We start from the raw sequence: 14364 nt of genomic DNA, 5'->3' as shown, positions 1-14364 counted from the left end.
GAATCCGTTTCAATCCGGGGGCTTGCCGGAACTTTGCTTGGCCCCGGATTGCGGGTGCTTCGCTCTTTTAGAAATCAGCCACTTTGCCCCACATCGATTCCTTGAACCGGGCGGGGTCGAAAGGCTTCGGATCGAAGATCGGTTGTGCCCCCGACACGATGTCGGCGATCAGGTGGCCGGCGCCAGGGCCAATGCCGAAGCCGTGCCCCGAAAAACCCGCGGCCAGGATGAGGCCGGGAACCTGCGGCAGTTCCCCGATGCCCGGCACGCCATCGGGTGTGCTGTCGATGTAGCCCGCCCAGGTGTTGGCGATGCGGGCTTCGCGCAGCGCGGGCAACAGGTCGACGGCACGGCGGTGGATTTCGCGGACACCGGCGGGGTCGGGAGTCGGGTTGAGGATGCGCGCCCGTTCCATGGGGGTGGGGGCGTCCAGCTTCCAGCGCGCGCGGGTTTCGTGGCCCCAGCGTATGCCTTCCATGCCGCCGGGAAACACGTTGCGCCAGCGCTTGGCGAACATCGGGATGAACTGCGGCGCGAAGCGCAACAGCTGCGGTGTGGGGTCGGCGCGCCCACGGCCGCTGATAGCCAGGACATAATGCCCGTCGGGACGCCGGGTGACGGCGACGCGCGGGCTGGTCAGCGCTGCCGGCAGTTGCTGCGCCACCGGCGACAGGCGCACGATGGATTGGCGTATCGTGGCGAGCGGAAAGCGCACGCCGAGCTGGTTGCAGAACGAGGACGCCCAGGCACCGCCCGCGAGCACCGCAGTGCGGGTCTTGATGGTTCCCGCTTCGGTCACGACGCCGCTGAGCCGGCCGCCCTCCATCTCGATGCCGCGCGCGGCGCAGTTCTGGTGGACGGTGCCGCCGAGCTTCATGAGCGCGGCCGCCACGGCGGGCGCCGCCTTGGCCGGGTCGGCCGTTCCGTCGCTGGGTGAGAAGACGCCGCCCTTCCACGCGCGGCCGGTCGCCTGGCCCCGCTCCGAAGCTTCGCGGCCGCTCAGCATGTGCGTGGTCACGCCGGCGGTCGTGGCGAATTCGCGCCACTTGGCCCAGCCGGCAATCTGGGCTTCGTCATCGCTGAGGTACAACAAGCCGCAGCGCGTGAATCCGGTGTCTTCGCCGCTGTCGGCGGCAAACTGGTCCCAGAGTTCGAGGCTTTTGGTGGCCATGGGCAGCTCGCGCGCATCGCGGTTCTGCTGGCGGCACCAGCCCCAGTTGCGGCTCGATTGTTCGGCGCCGATGTGGCCTTTTTCGACCAGTGCGACCGACATGCCGCGCTTGGCCAGGTAGTAGGCGGTAAAAACACCGATGATCCCGCCGCCGATCACGACGACATCGGCGCTGGCTGGCGGGGCGGAGGAAGTCTCGAGGAGGCGCAGGGGCTGGGACATGGATGGATTCTGGTCGTTGTTGGATGTCTGCATTTTTTGCACCAAGGCCGCGCTCATGCCGGCTGCTCCTGCCCGAAACCAAGAATTGCCTTGGTTTCCAGGTACTCCTCAAGGCCTTCGATGCCGTATTCGCGGCCATTGCCCGAGCGCTTGTAGCCGCCAAAGGGGGCATGGGGGCTCCAGGCCGGATAGTTGATGTGCACCTGCCCCGAGCGGATGCGCGCCGCAACCGCACGCGCCGTGGGGAGGTCCTGGCCCTGCACGTGCGCGCCCAGGCCGTAGACCGTGTCGTTGGCGATCTCTACCGCCTCATCCACGCTGTCGTAGGCGATGATCACAAGCACCGGCCCGAAGATTTCTTCCTGCGCGATCTGCATTTGGGAGTTCACGCCGGAGAAGATGGTCGGGCGGCAATAGAAGCCGCGTTCCAGGCCCTCAGGCCGGCCGGGGCCGCCGCAAATGAGGCGCGCACCCTCGGCAATCCCGGTGGCAATCATTTCCTGCACCCGGTTGAACTGCGCGCGGTTGGCCACCGGGCCGTGCGTGGTCTGCGGCGAGCGCGGATCGCCCACGACAAAGCTCAAGGCCGCTTCGAGCACGATCCGCTCAACCTCCTGCAGGCGCTCGCGTGGCACGATCATGCGGGTCGGCGCGCTGCAAGACTGGCCGACGTTGCGAAAGGCGGCCGCCACGCCCGCCGGTACGGCGCGAGCCAGGTCCGCGTCCGGCAGGATCACGTTGGGCGATTTGCCGCCGAGCTCCTGGGCCACACGTTTGACCGTCGGGGCCGCCGCCTGGGCCACCAGCACGCCGGCCCGGGTCGAGCCGGTGATCGAGATCATGTCCACGTCTGGATGCGCCGACAGCGCGGCGCCGACCTCGGGCCCATTGCCGCTCACCAGGTTGAACACACCCGGCGGGATGCCGGCGTCGTGCACCACCTCGGCAAACAGCAAGGCGCTCAGCGGCGACAGCTCGCTGGGTTTGAGGACCACGGTGCATCCGGCGGCCAGGGCGGGGCCGACCTTGGCGGTGATCTGGTAGAGCGGCCAGTTCCAGGGCGTGATCAGGCCGCACACGCCAATGGCCTCGCGCTGGATAGTCACGCCCTCCCGGTGGGAGAGGAAGGGATAGCTGGCCAGGTTGTCACGGGCCACGCGGATGTGCTCGGCCGCGACCGGCACCTGGGTGCTGCGCGCAAAGCCGATGGCGGCGCCCATCTCCAGCGAGATCGCCTGGGCGAAGAGTTCGGCCCGTTCGAGGATCAAGGTGTGGATGCGGCCGAGCAGCAAGGCCCGGTTTTCAGGGGAACTGACAGACCAGGTGGCGAAAGCGGAGCGGGCAGCGGCCACAGCCACACCGACATCTTGTGCGCCTCCCAAGGCGATACGCGCGATGGGCTCCTCGGTCGACGGGTTGATGACGCTAGCCCGGGCTTGCCCTGCGGGCAGGACCCACTCGCCGTCTATGAACAGGCGATCCAGCCGGCCGGCGGCTTTGAGCTGCTCAACAAGGGAGACGTTCATGGGCGCATATCCTTTGCCGCGGCGCGGTTGATTCCGCGCTGCACCGCGGGGAAATTGCCCTTGCGGAACCCCCGCATTGTGTCGTCATATTCCATGCTTTCCCTCTCAAAAGAATCGAAGTCATGGTACGCCCTTGACCGGAATTGATCTGCCGTTTAAGCGTGGGCATTCGGCATGAACGGTGCGCAAGCGGCGCACAACCGCAGCATCTGCGGCGGTGCTTCAATAGCATTCATTGCATGGCGCCGGCGAACCGGCACAGGCTTTGCACCACCCCTTCCAGGAGGACGCTTTTTATGACCCTTCGTCCCAAGTCCATTGGCTTCGATTGCCGCGGCATGCCGACTGGTTTCTCCATGCGCCGGATGGCCTGCACGCGCTACGGCATTACAAGGGCGGTGGGGCCAGGCAGGGCGGCACAAGCCGTCGGGGGTGTGCCGCACACCATGCCGCCGGCTATCCGCAAAACCGCAGTTTTAACCAAGCGCCCCGGCGTGATCGAGGTATATCCCCGGTCAGCAGGTGCTCCAATGCCTTTACCCCACCACGAGAAACCAGGAGAACACCATGGCAGATAACAAGCAGCTGAACGGCCTGATCGGCCCCGAAGAGAGCACACGCATCCTGGGTGCGTTGCAACGCGGCGCGAGCCGGCGCGATGTATTGGCCATGTTGACGGCCGGCGGCATGCAGGCGGCCCTGGCCGGCAGCATCGCCGGCCTTGCCGCGAATGCACAGGCGCAAACGCAAACGCCGCGCAAGGGCGGCCGCATCAAGGTGGCGGGCGCGGTCTCCTCCGTAAGCGATACGCTGGACCCGGCCAAGCAGGCCAACCAGGCCGACTACGCCCGCGGCTTCACCTTCTACAACGGGCTGACCTGGCTGGACAGCAGCCTCACGCCCCAGCCCTCGCTGGCCGAGGAGTTCACCACCAAGGACGCCAAGACCTGGATCTTCAAGCTGCGCAAGGGCGTGACCTTCCACGACGGCAAGCCGCTGACTCCGGCCGACGTGGTGTTCTCCATGATGCGGCACAAGAACCCGGCCACCGGCTCCAAGGCCAAGGTGCTGGCCGACCAGATCGAAGACGTGACGGCCTCCGGCCCCAATGAAGTCACCATCCGCCTGGTGGCCCCCAACGCCGACCTGCCGGCCATCCTGGGCACCTACCACTTCCACATCATCAAGGACGGCACGACCGACTTCAACGCCGGTATCGGCACGGGCCCCTACAGGGTCAAGGAGTTCAAGTCCGGCGTGCGTTCTATCGGCGTGCGCAACGAGAACTACTGGAAGCCCGGCCGCCCCTACCTGGACGAGATCGAGTACGTGGGCATCAGCGACGAGTCGGCGCGCGTCAACGCGCTGCTGGCCGGCGAGCTGGACCTGATCGGCACGGTCAACCCGCGCTCGATCGACCGCGTCAACGCCAGCGGCAAGGCCGCCATCTTCGAGACCAAGGGCGTTTCGTATACCGACCTGATCATGCGGCGCGACAGCGGCCCGGGCGCCAACCCTGACTTCGTGATGGCCATGAAGCTGCTGTTCAATCGAGAGCAGATGCTCAAGTCCATCCAGCTGGGCCGCGGCGTTGTGGCCAACGACCAGCCCATCGCGCCGGGCAACCGCTTCTTCTTCAAGGGCCTGCCGCAGCGCCCCTACGACGCCGACAAGGCCAAGTGGCACCTGAAGAAGGCCAACCTGGGCAGCGCCGCCATCCCGATGGTGGCCTCGTCCGCGGCCACCAGCTCGGTGGAGATGGCGCTGGTGCTGCAGCATGCGGCGCGGCAAGCCGGCCTGAACCTGGATGTGCGCAATATGCCGGCCGACGGTTACTGGTCGCAGCACTGGATGAAACACCCGATCAATTTCGGCAACGTCAATACGCGCCCCACGGCCGACCTGGCCCTGACGCTGTTCTTCAAGTCCGATGCGCCCTGGAACGAAGCGGGCTGGAAGAGCGAGAAGTTCGACCAGCTTCTGGTGGGCGCTCGCGCCGAAACCGACACGGCCAAGCGAACCCAGATGTACGCCGACATGCAGACGCTGATCAACCAGGACGGCGGCATCGGTATCCCGATGTTCCTCTCCAGCCTGGACGGCCACAACAAGAAGCTCAAAGGCCTGCAGGTGAACCCGCTGGGTGGGATGATGGGCTACGGCTTTGCCGAACACGTGTGGCTGGAGGGATGACTCCCCCCCGAAGCGCCTTCGGCGCCTCCCCCCTAGGGGGGCGCCCTCTGCGGCCCGGCAAAGCCGGTTCCGCGCCGGCACTTGAATGGAAGAGCCTCGTATGAATCTCACTATCCTGAAACTGGTCGGCGGCCGCATACTCGCCGGGCTCGGCTCACTGCTGGCGGTGTCGGTGGTGGTGTTCGCCATCACCTCCGTGCTGCCGGGCGACGCGGCCGAAGAGAAGCTGGGGCAGGACGCCACGCCCGAGGCGGTGAAGGCCTTGCGCACCGAGATGGGCCTGGACCGAAGCCCGGTGCTGCGCTACTTCGACTGGCTGGGCGGCATGGCCAAGGGCGACGCGGGCAAGTCCGTGGTCACCGGCATGCCGGTGGGTGAGGCCATCGCCAGCCGCCTGCCCGCTTCGCTGCAGCTGGCCGCGGTGACGACGGTGTTTTCCGTCCCGCTTGCCCTCGGCCTGGGCATTCTGTGCGCCTTGCGGCGCGGCTCGGCTTTCGACCGTTTCACCAGCATGGCGACAGTGGCCGTCGTGTCGGTGCCGGAATTCCTGGTGGCCACGCTGGCCGTGCTGGTGTTCGCGGTGCAGCTGAAATGGCTGCCCGCGCTGTCGTACGCGGTCGACGTTTCGTCGCCGGGCGAGATGCTGCGCTCTTTCGCGTTGCCGGTGCTCAGCCTGGGCAGCGTGATCGTGGCCCAGATGCTGCGCATGACGCGCGCGGCCGTCATCGACCAGCTGGCCGCGGCCTATATCGAGATGGTGCGGCTCAAGGGCGCCAGCGCTGCGCGCACCGTGCTGTTCCACGCGCTTCCCAATGCCATCGGCCCCATCGCCAACGCGGTGGCGCTGAGCCTTTCCTACCTGCTGGGCGGCGTGATCATCGTCGAGGTGATCTTCAATTACCCGGGCATCGCCAAGCTCATGGTGGACGCCGTCGCGCAGCGGGACATGCCGCTGGTGCAGGCCTGCGCCATGATCTTCTGCTCGGCCTACCTGGTCCTGGTGATGCTCGCCGATGTGTGCGGCATCGTCGCCAACCCGCGATTGAGGCACCAATGAGCACCGCAGCGCACAGCGCGGAGGTTTTTCCATGAGTATTGCAACACTTGCTTCTTCGACGGTCGCCACCAGGCGCCGCGCTTGGCTCGCAGGCTGGTCGCGCGCCGGCAAACTCGGGCTGGCCGTACTGGCCTTCTGGGTGGCCGTGGGGATCTTCGCCTGCTTCGTGCCTGACAGCGCGCTTGGCGAGATGTCCGACGCCGGCGTGTTCCAGGGAATGAGCGCGCAGCACTGGCTGGGCACCGACTACCTGGGCCGCGACATGCTCACGCGCATTGTTGTCGGCACACCCTACACCATCGGTGTGGCCTTTGTCGCAACGCTGATCGCCTGCGGCGTGGGCGCGGTTCTCGGGCTGCTGGCCGCCGTGGCGGGCGGCGCGGTCGACGCGGTGCTCAGCCGCGTGCTGGACACGCTGGTGTCCATCCCGAGCAAGATGTTCGCGCTGGTGGTGATCGCCGGTTTCGGCTCCTCGGTCCCGCTGCTGATCGCGGTGACGGCCGTGGTTTACGCGCCGGGCGCCTACCGCATCATCCGTTCGCTGGCTGTGAACATCAACGCCATGGACTACGTGCTGGTGGCTCGCGCCCGCGGCGAACGCCGGGCCTACATCATGCGCCGCGAGATCCTGCCCAACATCACCGGCCCGCTGCTTGCCGACATGGGCCTGCGCTTCGTCTACGCCCTGCGCCTGCTGGCAAGCCTGAGCTTCCTGGGCCTGGGCGTGCAGCCGCCGATGGCTGACTGGGGCTCCCTGGTGCGCGAGAACCTCGGTGCCTTGCCGCTGGGTGGCGTGTCCGTGCTCGCCCCAGCCTTCGCGATCGCCGCGCTGACCATCGCGGTCAACCTGGTGATCGACAACCTGCCGGGCCATACCGACGCAGACCGGGAGAAACATTAATGGGTGCCACTGTCCTCGTAAACGACTTGCGCGTCGTGGCGCAAGCCGCCGGCGGCGAAACCGAGATCGTCAAAGGCGTTTCCTTCCGCATCGAGCCCGGCGAGGTGCTGGCGCTGATCGGCGAATCCGGCTCGGGCAAGACCACCATAGGCCTGGCGCTCATGGGCTATGCGCGGCACGGCTGCCGCATCTCCGGAGGCAGCGTGCGCATTGGTGACACCGACGTGCTGGGCCTCACTGAATCCGAGCGGCGCCGCCTGCGCGGCCGCCGCGTCTCTTACATCGCGCAGAGCGCCGCCGCTTCCTTCAACCCGTCGCGCACCATCATGGACCAGGTGGTGGAAACCGCGCACATCCATTCGCTGATGCCACGCACCGAGGCCGAGAAAAAAGCCGTGACGCTATTCCGCGAGCTGGCGCTGCCGCAGCCTGACACCATCGGCCAGCGTTACCCGCACCAGGTTTCGGGCGGGCAGTTGCAGCGCCTGATGGCCGCGATGGCGCTGATGAGCGACCCGGACCTGGTGATCTTCGACGAGCCCACCACGGCGCTGGACGTCACCACCCAGATCGAGGTGTTGCACGCCTTCCGCCGCGTGGTGCGCGAGCGCCAGACCACGGCGGTCTACGTCACGCACGACCTGGCGGTGGTGGCCCAGATGGCCGGCCGCATCCTGGTGCTGCGCGACGGCGCCGAGCGCGAGATCGGCACCACGGCACAGATCATCAACACGCCGAAGGACGACTACACGCGCAGCCTGATCGCCGCGGCGAATCCCAAGGCCCGCAGCGGCGAGACAGTGGCCGAGGGCGCCACCCCGCTGCTGCAGGTGCGCAACCTGGTCGCCGGCTATGGGCCCCTGGACAAGCACGGCCGGCCCGCCTCGCCGGTGCTCGACGATGTGCGCCTGACCCTGTACCGCGGCCAGGCGATCGGCGTCATCGGCGAGTCCGGCTCCGGCAAGACCACGCTGGCCCGCGCCGTCGCCGGCCTGATCGGCCCCGCCGGCGGCCAGATCATGTTCGACGGCAAGCCGCTGCCGCGCCTGGTGTCGCAGCGCTCGCCCGAGGAGCTGCGCCGCATCCAGATCGTGTTCCAGATGGCGGATACGGCGCTCAATCCTGCGCACACCATTTCCGACATCCTCGCGCGGCCGCTGCAGCTGTACCGCGGCTTGAAGGGCGAGGCCCTGAACAAGCGCATCGCGCAGCTGCTCGACCTCGTGCAACTGCCGCAGGCCTGTGCCCGGCGCTTGCCTGGCGGGCTTTCCGGTGGGCAGAAGCAGCGCGTCAACCTGGCGCGCGCGCTGGCCGCCGACCCCGACCTGATCCTGTGCGACGAAGTCACCTCGGCGCTGGACACGGTCGTGGGTGCTGCCATCCTGGACCTGCTGGCGCAGCTGCGCAAGGAACTCGGCGTTTCGTACATGTTCATCAGCCACGACATGAACACCGTGCGTGCGGTGTGCGACGAGATCGTGGTGCTGTACGCCGGGCAGAAGGTGGAGTCGCTGACCCGGTCGGCTTTCGCGCATGCGCCGCGCCATCCGTATTTCCATTTGCTGGCCAATTCCGTTCCCGAGTTGCGCCCGGGATGGCTCGATGAAGTCGGGGCGGCGCAGCGTGCGGCCCTGCCGCTGGTGCAGGCGCCTGTCGACCGCGCGGGCATCTGCAGCTTCCTGGACCGTTGCCCCTTGCGCGTGGCCGGCGTGTGCGACAGCAAGACGCCGCCGCGGCATGAACTCGAAGGCGGCGTGGAGGTCTTCTGCCACCGCAGCGCCGACGAATTGCTGCAACTGCAGCAGACCCAGGCGCCGCCGCGTGAATGCACGGCCTGATCCATCCGGACGGCCTGCCTCGGGAGCGCCGCGTGCGCAATAAAGATTGGCACCCCGGGTGCCATCGGGAATCTCTTTGTTGAATTGAACCGAACTGAATTGAACTTAACTGAATAGATTGAACTGACATGCAAACACTCAACTACATCGCTGGCCGCTGGCAGGCTGCCCAGGACGGCCGCCAATTCGAGGTGCGCAATCCCGCCGACGACAGCCTGATCACCCTGGCGGCCGACGGCGGCGCAGTGGACGCGCGGCTGGCCGCCGACGCGGCGGCGCAGGCACTGCCCGCCTGGAAGGCACGCTCGCCGCGCGATCGCTGCCTGATCCTCAAAAAATGGCAGGCGCTGATCGAGCGCGACGTGGAGCCGCTGGCTGAACTGATTTCGCGCGAGCAGGGCAAGCCGCTCGCGGAGTCACGCGGCGAAATCGCCTACAGCGCCGGCTATGTGGAGTGGTTCGCCGAAGAGGGCGTGCGCGCCCACGGCGAGATCATCGCCGCGCCGGTGTCGAGCAAGCGCTACCTGGTGCTGAGGGAAGCCGTTGGCGTCGTCGCCGTGGTCACGCCCTGGAATTTTCCCGCGGCGATGATCGCACGCAAGATCGCCCCCGCGCTGGCGGCAGGTTGCACGGTGGTGGCCAAGCCCGCAGAAGACACGCCCCTCACGTCCCTGGCCCTCGTGAAGCTGGCCGAGGAAGCGGGCGTTCCCCCTGGCGTGCTGAACATCGTGCCCGCCTCGCGCGAACGCACGCCGGAGGTGGTGGGCGAGTGGCTGCGTGACGGCCGTGTGCGCAAGGTCAGCTTTACCGGCAGCACGGCTGTGGGCAAGATACTGGCGCGCGAGTCGGCCGGCACGGTCAAGAAGCTTTCGCTCGAGCTTGGCGGCAATGCGCCCTTCATCGTGTTCGAGGATGCGGACCTGGACGCCGCCGTCGAGGGCCTGATGGCCGCCAAGTTCCGCAACGGCGGCCAGACCTGCGTGAGCCCCAACCGCGTGTTCGCGCACGAGGCCGTGCATGACCGCTTCGTCGACAAGCTGGCGGCCCGCGTGGGCGCCTTGCGGGTCGGTCCGGCCAGCTGGGCGGAGGCCGAGATCGGCCCGATGATCAACGCACGGGCGGTCGACAAGATCGAGCGCCACGTGAACGACGCCGTGGCCAAAGGCGCGAAAGCGGTCGTGGGCGGAAGCCGCGTGCGCACGGAAGTCGCCAACGGCCCGAACTACTACGCGCCCACGGTGCTGACCGGCGCGACGCTCGACATGGAACTGTCGTGCGAGGAAACTTTCGGCCCGGTCGTGCCCATATTCCGCTTCAGCACTGAAGACGAGGTAATCGCACAGGCGAACGACACGCCTTTCGGCCTGGCCGGCTACTTCTTCTCCAACAACATCAAGCGCGTGTGGCGCGTGGCATCGGCCTTGGAGACCGGCCTGGTCGGTATTAACGAGGGTGCCATCGCGGCGCAGGCCGCGCCCTTCGGCGGCGTCAAGGAATCGGGCTACGGCCGCGAAGGCTCGCACTGGGGCTTGGACGAATACCTGCACACCAAGTACCTCTGCCAGGGAAATCTTGCATGAAGGTGCTGGTCCTCGGTGCCGGCGTCATCGGCACCACGACGGCCTACTCCTAGTTGTCCTTTGGTGTTGGCGTCGAGATACAAGTGCAAGCCAGGCAGCGAAGCCGCCGCTCCCTCGGGCCGATACGCGTACAGTCTGATCAAAAAAAACATTGGACCGGAAATTTATACGTTCGCTGATGGCTTCCCGGTTCAGAATCACACCCATGACAACTCCCAAGCTGCTGATCGAGTCCGTGGACGGCATCATGACCGTGTCCCTGAACCGGCCCGACAAACTCAACGCCATTGACAACGAGCTTGCGCGTGCACTTCTTGCTGCTATAGAGCTGGCTTCGCGCGACGATACCGTCCGGGTGCTCCTTTTGTGCGGTAACGGCCGGGCATTCTGTGCGGGGAGGGACGTCAGCAGCCCACCCACGGAAGACGATCTGGTATTGGTGCAGGCTGTGGCCAAGGCGCTCCTGTCTCTGTCCAAGCCGGTGGTTGCTTCGGTCCATGGCTGGACTGTCGGCGCCGGCTTCGAGTGGATGCTGAATGCGGACATTGTGGTCGCGGGGGAAAGCACCCGCTTCAAGTTGCCGGAGGCCTCCCTCGGGGTTTTTGTGACGGGTGGATTGACCGCCACCTTATCTGCCTATGCAGGCGTGGCGCGCGCCAAGGCGCTGATGCTACTGGGCGAGGAGTTCTCACCCGCGCAGGCGATGGCCTGGGGTTTTGTCTGGAAAGTGGTCCCCGACCAGGAACTCGAATCGGCTTCCCGGCAAATCGGCGCCAGGCTGGCGTCGCTTCAGCCGGTGGTGGCAGCCAGCTTCAAACGGGTCCTCAACGACATCGGTCTTCGCCATTTCGACGAGGCCATCGCGCTTGAAAACGACGCGCAGCGAGCCTTGGGCAGTCGCGGAGTTCAAAGCTAGAAGGCATGCCACGGCTTGCTGGGGTTGACTGTCGATTCAGTGCCGTCCCGTTCACATGAAAAGCGGGTCAATCCTGCCGTCCGATTTCATCTTCGATGATGCCCAGCCGCATATCGAACTCTGGCATCACCCAGCGCCGTAACGCTTCACCTGGGCCTTGCCAGCGCTCATGGCCCTGCGCGTCAGGCGTGTTGCAGATTCGCACCCAAGCCCAACCGAGCAGCGCCAGCGCCACCGCGCGCAGGTAGTCGCTAGCGACCCAATAGGGCAACTGGGGCGCCGCACCCGCGGCCTTGATCAATGCTGCGGTCGTCATCTCCAGGCGGGCGAAACAGCTCAATACAGCCTTCTCGTTCGCGCGCCCGTCGTCCAGGCCCTCCTGCAGGACCTGGAACATCTGCCGCAACGTCTTGCCGCCGTCCGGTATCACCTTGCGGACCAGCAAGTCGATGGCCTGGATCTCGTTGGTGCCCTCATAGATCATGGTCACGCGTGAATCGCGCACAGTCTGCTCGATTCCCCATTCGCGGATGTAGCCATGGCCACCGAAAACCTGCAGGCATTCGCTGGCGCCGTGGAAAGCCTGATCGGTGAAGGCAGCTTTCAACACGGGTGTGAGCAGGCTGCACCACTGCTGTGCCCTTTCACGACGGGCGGGGTCGGGGTGGTGCCTGGCGATGTCGAGCTCGAGCCCTGTCTGGTAAGCCAGCACGCGCCCTCCGTCGATCCAGGCCCGCTGCGTGTCCAGCAGGCGGCGCATCGCCGGGTGGCCGATGATGAAGTCGGCGGGCTCGGTGCTGGTGCGTGGTCCGGGCACGCGCATCTGCCTGCGCTCGCGCGCATAGGCATCGGCCTTTTGCCATGCGGCGTCGAGCAGGCCGATGCCCTGCAGCGCCACGTGCAAACGCGCCGCATTCATCATCACGAACATTGCGTTCAGGCCCTCGCCCGGCTGGCCGATCAGCCAGGCTGTCGCATCATCGAAGCGCATGGCGCAGGTGGGGCTGCCGTGCAGGCCCATCTTTTCTTCGATGCGGTCGCAGTAGACATGGTTGCGGCTGCCGTCCGCCAGCAGCTTGGGGGCGAGCAACAGCGACAGGCCTTTGGGGCCGGCAGGTGCATCCGGCAGGCGCGCGAGGACGAGATGCAGGATGTTGCTGGTGAGATCGTGATCACCACCGGAAATGAAGATCTTGCTGCCGTTAACACGGTAGCTGCCGTCCGGCTTCGGCGTTGCGCGGGTGCGCACCAGTCCGAGATCGCTGCCGGCGTGCGCTTCGGTAAGGCACATCGTGGCCAGCCATTCGCCGGAGACAAGCTTCTCCAGGTAAGTCGCCTTCAATTCATCGCTGCCATGATGGGCCAGGCACTCACAGGCTCCGTGCAGTAGGCCGGGGGCCATGGTCCAGCCATGGTTGGCGGCGCTGAGCCATTCGTATAGCGCACCTTCCAGCACCCAGGGCAGGCCTTGCCCGCCGTGTTCAGGCGCGCAGGAAAGCGCGGGCCAACCGGCCTGCCAGAAGGCCTTGTAGGTCGATGCGAATCCCGGAGGCGTTATGACCACGCCCGCATCGAAGCGGCAGCCGGGGTTGTCACCCGCCGCATTCAGCGGCGCCACAACCTCGGCGACGAACTTTGCCGCTTCCTCCAGAACCTGCCGCTGCAGGTCGTTGTCGGCATCGGCGAAGCGCTCGATCGGCCGCAACTGGCCGCCCGCGTCCAGCACGTCGAAAAGAATGAATTGCGAATCTTGCACAGCGGTTTGATAGGTCATACGCCCTTTCTACTGGTTGTCACGGAGCCACAAGAATAGTTATCAATAATAATCAAATCGGCGCGCGAATGGCAACAGGCGCAGCCGATCCTTTCGGCGCGCGTCCGTCAGGGCTGGGCTGCCTCTGGTCCGGGTGGAAGGCAGAGGTGGTCGCGGTGGTTGCTCCACTACCCATCGTTCGGGCGCTCGAAGTTTCATCACGACCGAACAGGGAAAACACCGCCACGCATTGGTGCCTGGCTTGCACCGGTGCCGACCTTTGGCATTTCCCTTAGCGACGTTCTTTCAGCGCCGTGTGCAGGTAGTCGTAGAACATCTTTGCCGGTGCGCGCAGCGTCGTGCCACGCAAGGTGGTGAGGCCCAGTACACGCGACACCGCCGGCGCCACGAGCGCAACGCCAATGATCGACGGATGCTGTTTCGGCAAGGCCAGGCGCGGTACGGCCCCAAGCCCGAGCCCCGCTTCGACCATGCCGAGCAGCGTCGCGATGTGGCTCACCTCGAGGCGGTATGAGGGGTTGATGCCAGCCTTGGCCAGCGCGTCGTCCAGTAATTGCCGGTTTCCGCTGGTACGCGATACCGCGATCAGGCGCTCGGTTTCCAGGTTCTTCCAGGACAGCGTCTTGCGCCCGGCGAGTGCATGGCGGCGCGGCATGGCCACCACAAAGGGATCGGTATGGATCGGCTCGAAGTCCACGCCGGGTACCTGGTTGCCCATGAAGCTGATGCCGAAGTCCGACTCGCCCGACACCACGCTGGCCATCACCGCGCCGGCGGCTTCGTCAATCACACGGACGCGGATCAGTGGGTAGCGTTCCGAGAACGAGCTCACGACCGTAGGCAGGAAATGGATGGCCGCGGAAGGCACGCAGGCCACCGTGACCCGGCCGGTCCGGCTGCCGGCGATGTCGGTGATGCCGAGCATGGCGGACTCAAGGTCGTCCAGCGCGGCGCGTGCGCGATCAAGAAAAACGTGCCCGAGGGCCGTCAGTTCGACCTCTCGTGTGGTGCGGTTGAAAAGCCGCGCACCCAGGATGGTCTCGAGCTTGTCGATGCGCCGGCTTAAAGCGGGTGGCGAAAGATGGATGTGGTCGGCTGCTGCGCGAAAGCTCCCGCGCTCGGCCACCGCCACGAAGGCTTCGAGTTGCTGCAAATCGAAATTGATGCGCGCCATGCACCAATACTA

The 14364-nt window shown here is 66.2% G+C and carries 10 protein-coding genes; 6 read left to right on the top strand and 4 right to left on the bottom strand.

Annotated features, from left to right (window positions below):
* Nucleotides 1–67 precede the first annotated feature (67 nt).
* Nucleotides 68–1393: an NAD(P)/FAD-dependent oxidoreductase gene (locus AC1DU8_RS18125; protein WP_477727167.1), complete on the bottom strand. Its 1326-nt coding sequence runs from the start codon at nucleotides 1391–1393 to the stop codon at nucleotides 68–70.
* A gap of 53 nt (nucleotides 1394–1446) precedes the next feature.
* The gene (locus AC1DU8_RS18120; RefSeq protein WP_477727090.1) at nucleotides 1447–2919 is read right to left on the bottom strand and encodes an aldehyde dehydrogenase family protein; all 1473 of its coding nucleotides are present in this window, start codon (nucleotides 2917–2919) and stop codon (nucleotides 1447–1449) included.
* A gap of 567 nt (nucleotides 2920–3486) precedes the next feature.
* Between AC1DU8_RS18120 and AC1DU8_RS18115 the strand changes: the two genes are divergently transcribed.
* The 6 genes from AC1DU8_RS18115 (at nucleotide 3487) to AC1DU8_RS18090 (ending at nucleotide 11404) form a co-directional block, all read left to right on the top strand.
* The gene (locus AC1DU8_RS18115; RefSeq protein ID WP_477727089.1) at nucleotides 3487–5112 is read left to right on the top strand and encodes an ABC transporter substrate-binding protein; all 1626 of its coding nucleotides are present in this window, start codon (nucleotides 3487–3489) and stop codon (nucleotides 5110–5112) included.
* A gap of 100 nt (nucleotides 5113–5212) precedes the next feature.
* Nucleotides 5213–6169 (top strand): ABC transporter permease, encoded by a 957-nt coding sequence (locus tag AC1DU8_RS18110; protein ID WP_457282508.1) that lies wholly within the window; start codon nucleotides 5213–5215, stop codon nucleotides 6167–6169.
* Between the two features lie 31 nt (nucleotides 6170–6200).
* Nucleotides 6201–7070 (top strand): ABC transporter permease, encoded by an 870-nt coding sequence (locus tag AC1DU8_RS18105; protein WP_477727088.1) that lies wholly within the window; start codon nucleotides 6201–6203, stop codon nucleotides 7068–7070.
* Complete coding sequence (locus AC1DU8_RS18100; RefSeq protein ID WP_477727087.1) at nucleotides 7070–8908, top strand: ABC transporter ATP-binding protein; 1839 nt, start codon at nucleotides 7070–7072, stop codon at nucleotides 8906–8908. Before AC1DU8_RS18105 ends, AC1DU8_RS18100 begins: the two co-directional genes overlap by 1 nt.
* 128 nt (nucleotides 8909–9036) lie before the next feature.
* The gene (locus AC1DU8_RS18095) at nucleotides 9037–10488 is read left to right on the top strand and encodes an NAD-dependent succinate-semialdehyde dehydrogenase (RefSeq protein WP_477727086.1); all 1452 of its coding nucleotides are present in this window, start codon (nucleotides 9037–9039) and stop codon (nucleotides 10486–10488) included.
* Nucleotides 10489–10693: 205 nt separating this feature from the next.
* Nucleotides 10694–11404 (top strand): enoyl-CoA hydratase/isomerase family protein, encoded by a 711-nt coding sequence (locus AC1DU8_RS18090; RefSeq protein ID WP_477727085.1) that lies wholly within the window; start codon nucleotides 10694–10696, stop codon nucleotides 11402–11404.
* Nucleotides 11405–11471: 67 nt separating this feature from the next.
* On the opposite strand, the gene AC1DU8_RS18085 is transcribed toward AC1DU8_RS18090, so the two are convergent.
* Entirely contained in the window at nucleotides 11472–13178 is a 1707-nt protein-coding gene (locus AC1DU8_RS18085; RefSeq protein ID WP_477727084.1) for an acyl-CoA dehydrogenase family protein, read from the bottom strand.
* Between the two features lie 271 nt (nucleotides 13179–13449).
* The gene (locus tag AC1DU8_RS18080; protein ID WP_457282514.1) at nucleotides 13450–14352 is read right to left on the bottom strand and encodes a LysR family transcriptional regulator; all 903 of its coding nucleotides are present in this window, start codon (nucleotides 14350–14352) and stop codon (nucleotides 13450–13452) included.
* Nucleotides 14353–14364: the final 12 nt, after the last annotated feature.

The organism is Polaromonas sp. P3_A5, assembly GCF_056403055.1.
This window is presented reverse-complemented; position numbering and strand designations above follow the sequence as displayed.

Excerpts from the sequence above, each read along its gene's own strand:
- AC1DU8_RS18085 (WP_477727084.1), bottom strand. The coding sequence starts at position 13,178 with ATGACCTATCAAACCGCTGTGCAAGATTCGCAATTCATTCTTTTCGAC.
- AC1DU8_RS18115 (WP_477727089.1), top strand. The coding sequence starts at position 3,487 with ATGGCAGATAACAAGCAGCTGAACGGCCTGATCGGCCCCGAAGAGAGC.
- AC1DU8_RS18125 (WP_477727167.1), bottom strand. The coding sequence starts at position 1,393 with ATGTCCCAGCCCCTGCGCCTCCTCGAGACTTCCTCCGCCCCGCCAGCC.
- AC1DU8_RS18080 (WP_457282514.1), bottom strand. The coding sequence starts at position 14,352 with ATGGCGCGCATCAATTTCGATTTGCAGCAACTCGAAGCCTTCGTGGCG.
- AC1DU8_RS18120 (WP_477727090.1), bottom strand. The coding sequence starts at position 2,919 with ATGAACGTCTCCCTTGTTGAGCAGCTCAAAGCCGCCGGCCGGCTGGAT.
- AC1DU8_RS18090 (WP_477727085.1), top strand. The coding sequence starts at position 10,694 with ATGACAACTCCCAAGCTGCTGATCGAGTCCGTGGACGGCATCATGACC.
- AC1DU8_RS18100 (WP_477727087.1), top strand. The coding sequence starts at position 7,070 with ATGGGTGCCACTGTCCTCGTAAACGACTTGCGCGTCGTGGCGCAAGCC.
- AC1DU8_RS18110 (WP_457282508.1), top strand. The coding sequence starts at position 5,213 with ATGAATCTCACTATCCTGAAACTGGTCGGCGGCCGCATACTCGCCGGG.
- AC1DU8_RS18105 (WP_477727088.1), top strand. The coding sequence starts at position 6,201 with ATGAGTATTGCAACACTTGCTTCTTCGACGGTCGCCACCAGGCGCCGC.
- AC1DU8_RS18095 (WP_477727086.1), top strand. The coding sequence starts at position 9,037 with ATGCAAACACTCAACTACATCGCTGGCCGCTGGCAGGCTGCCCAGGAC.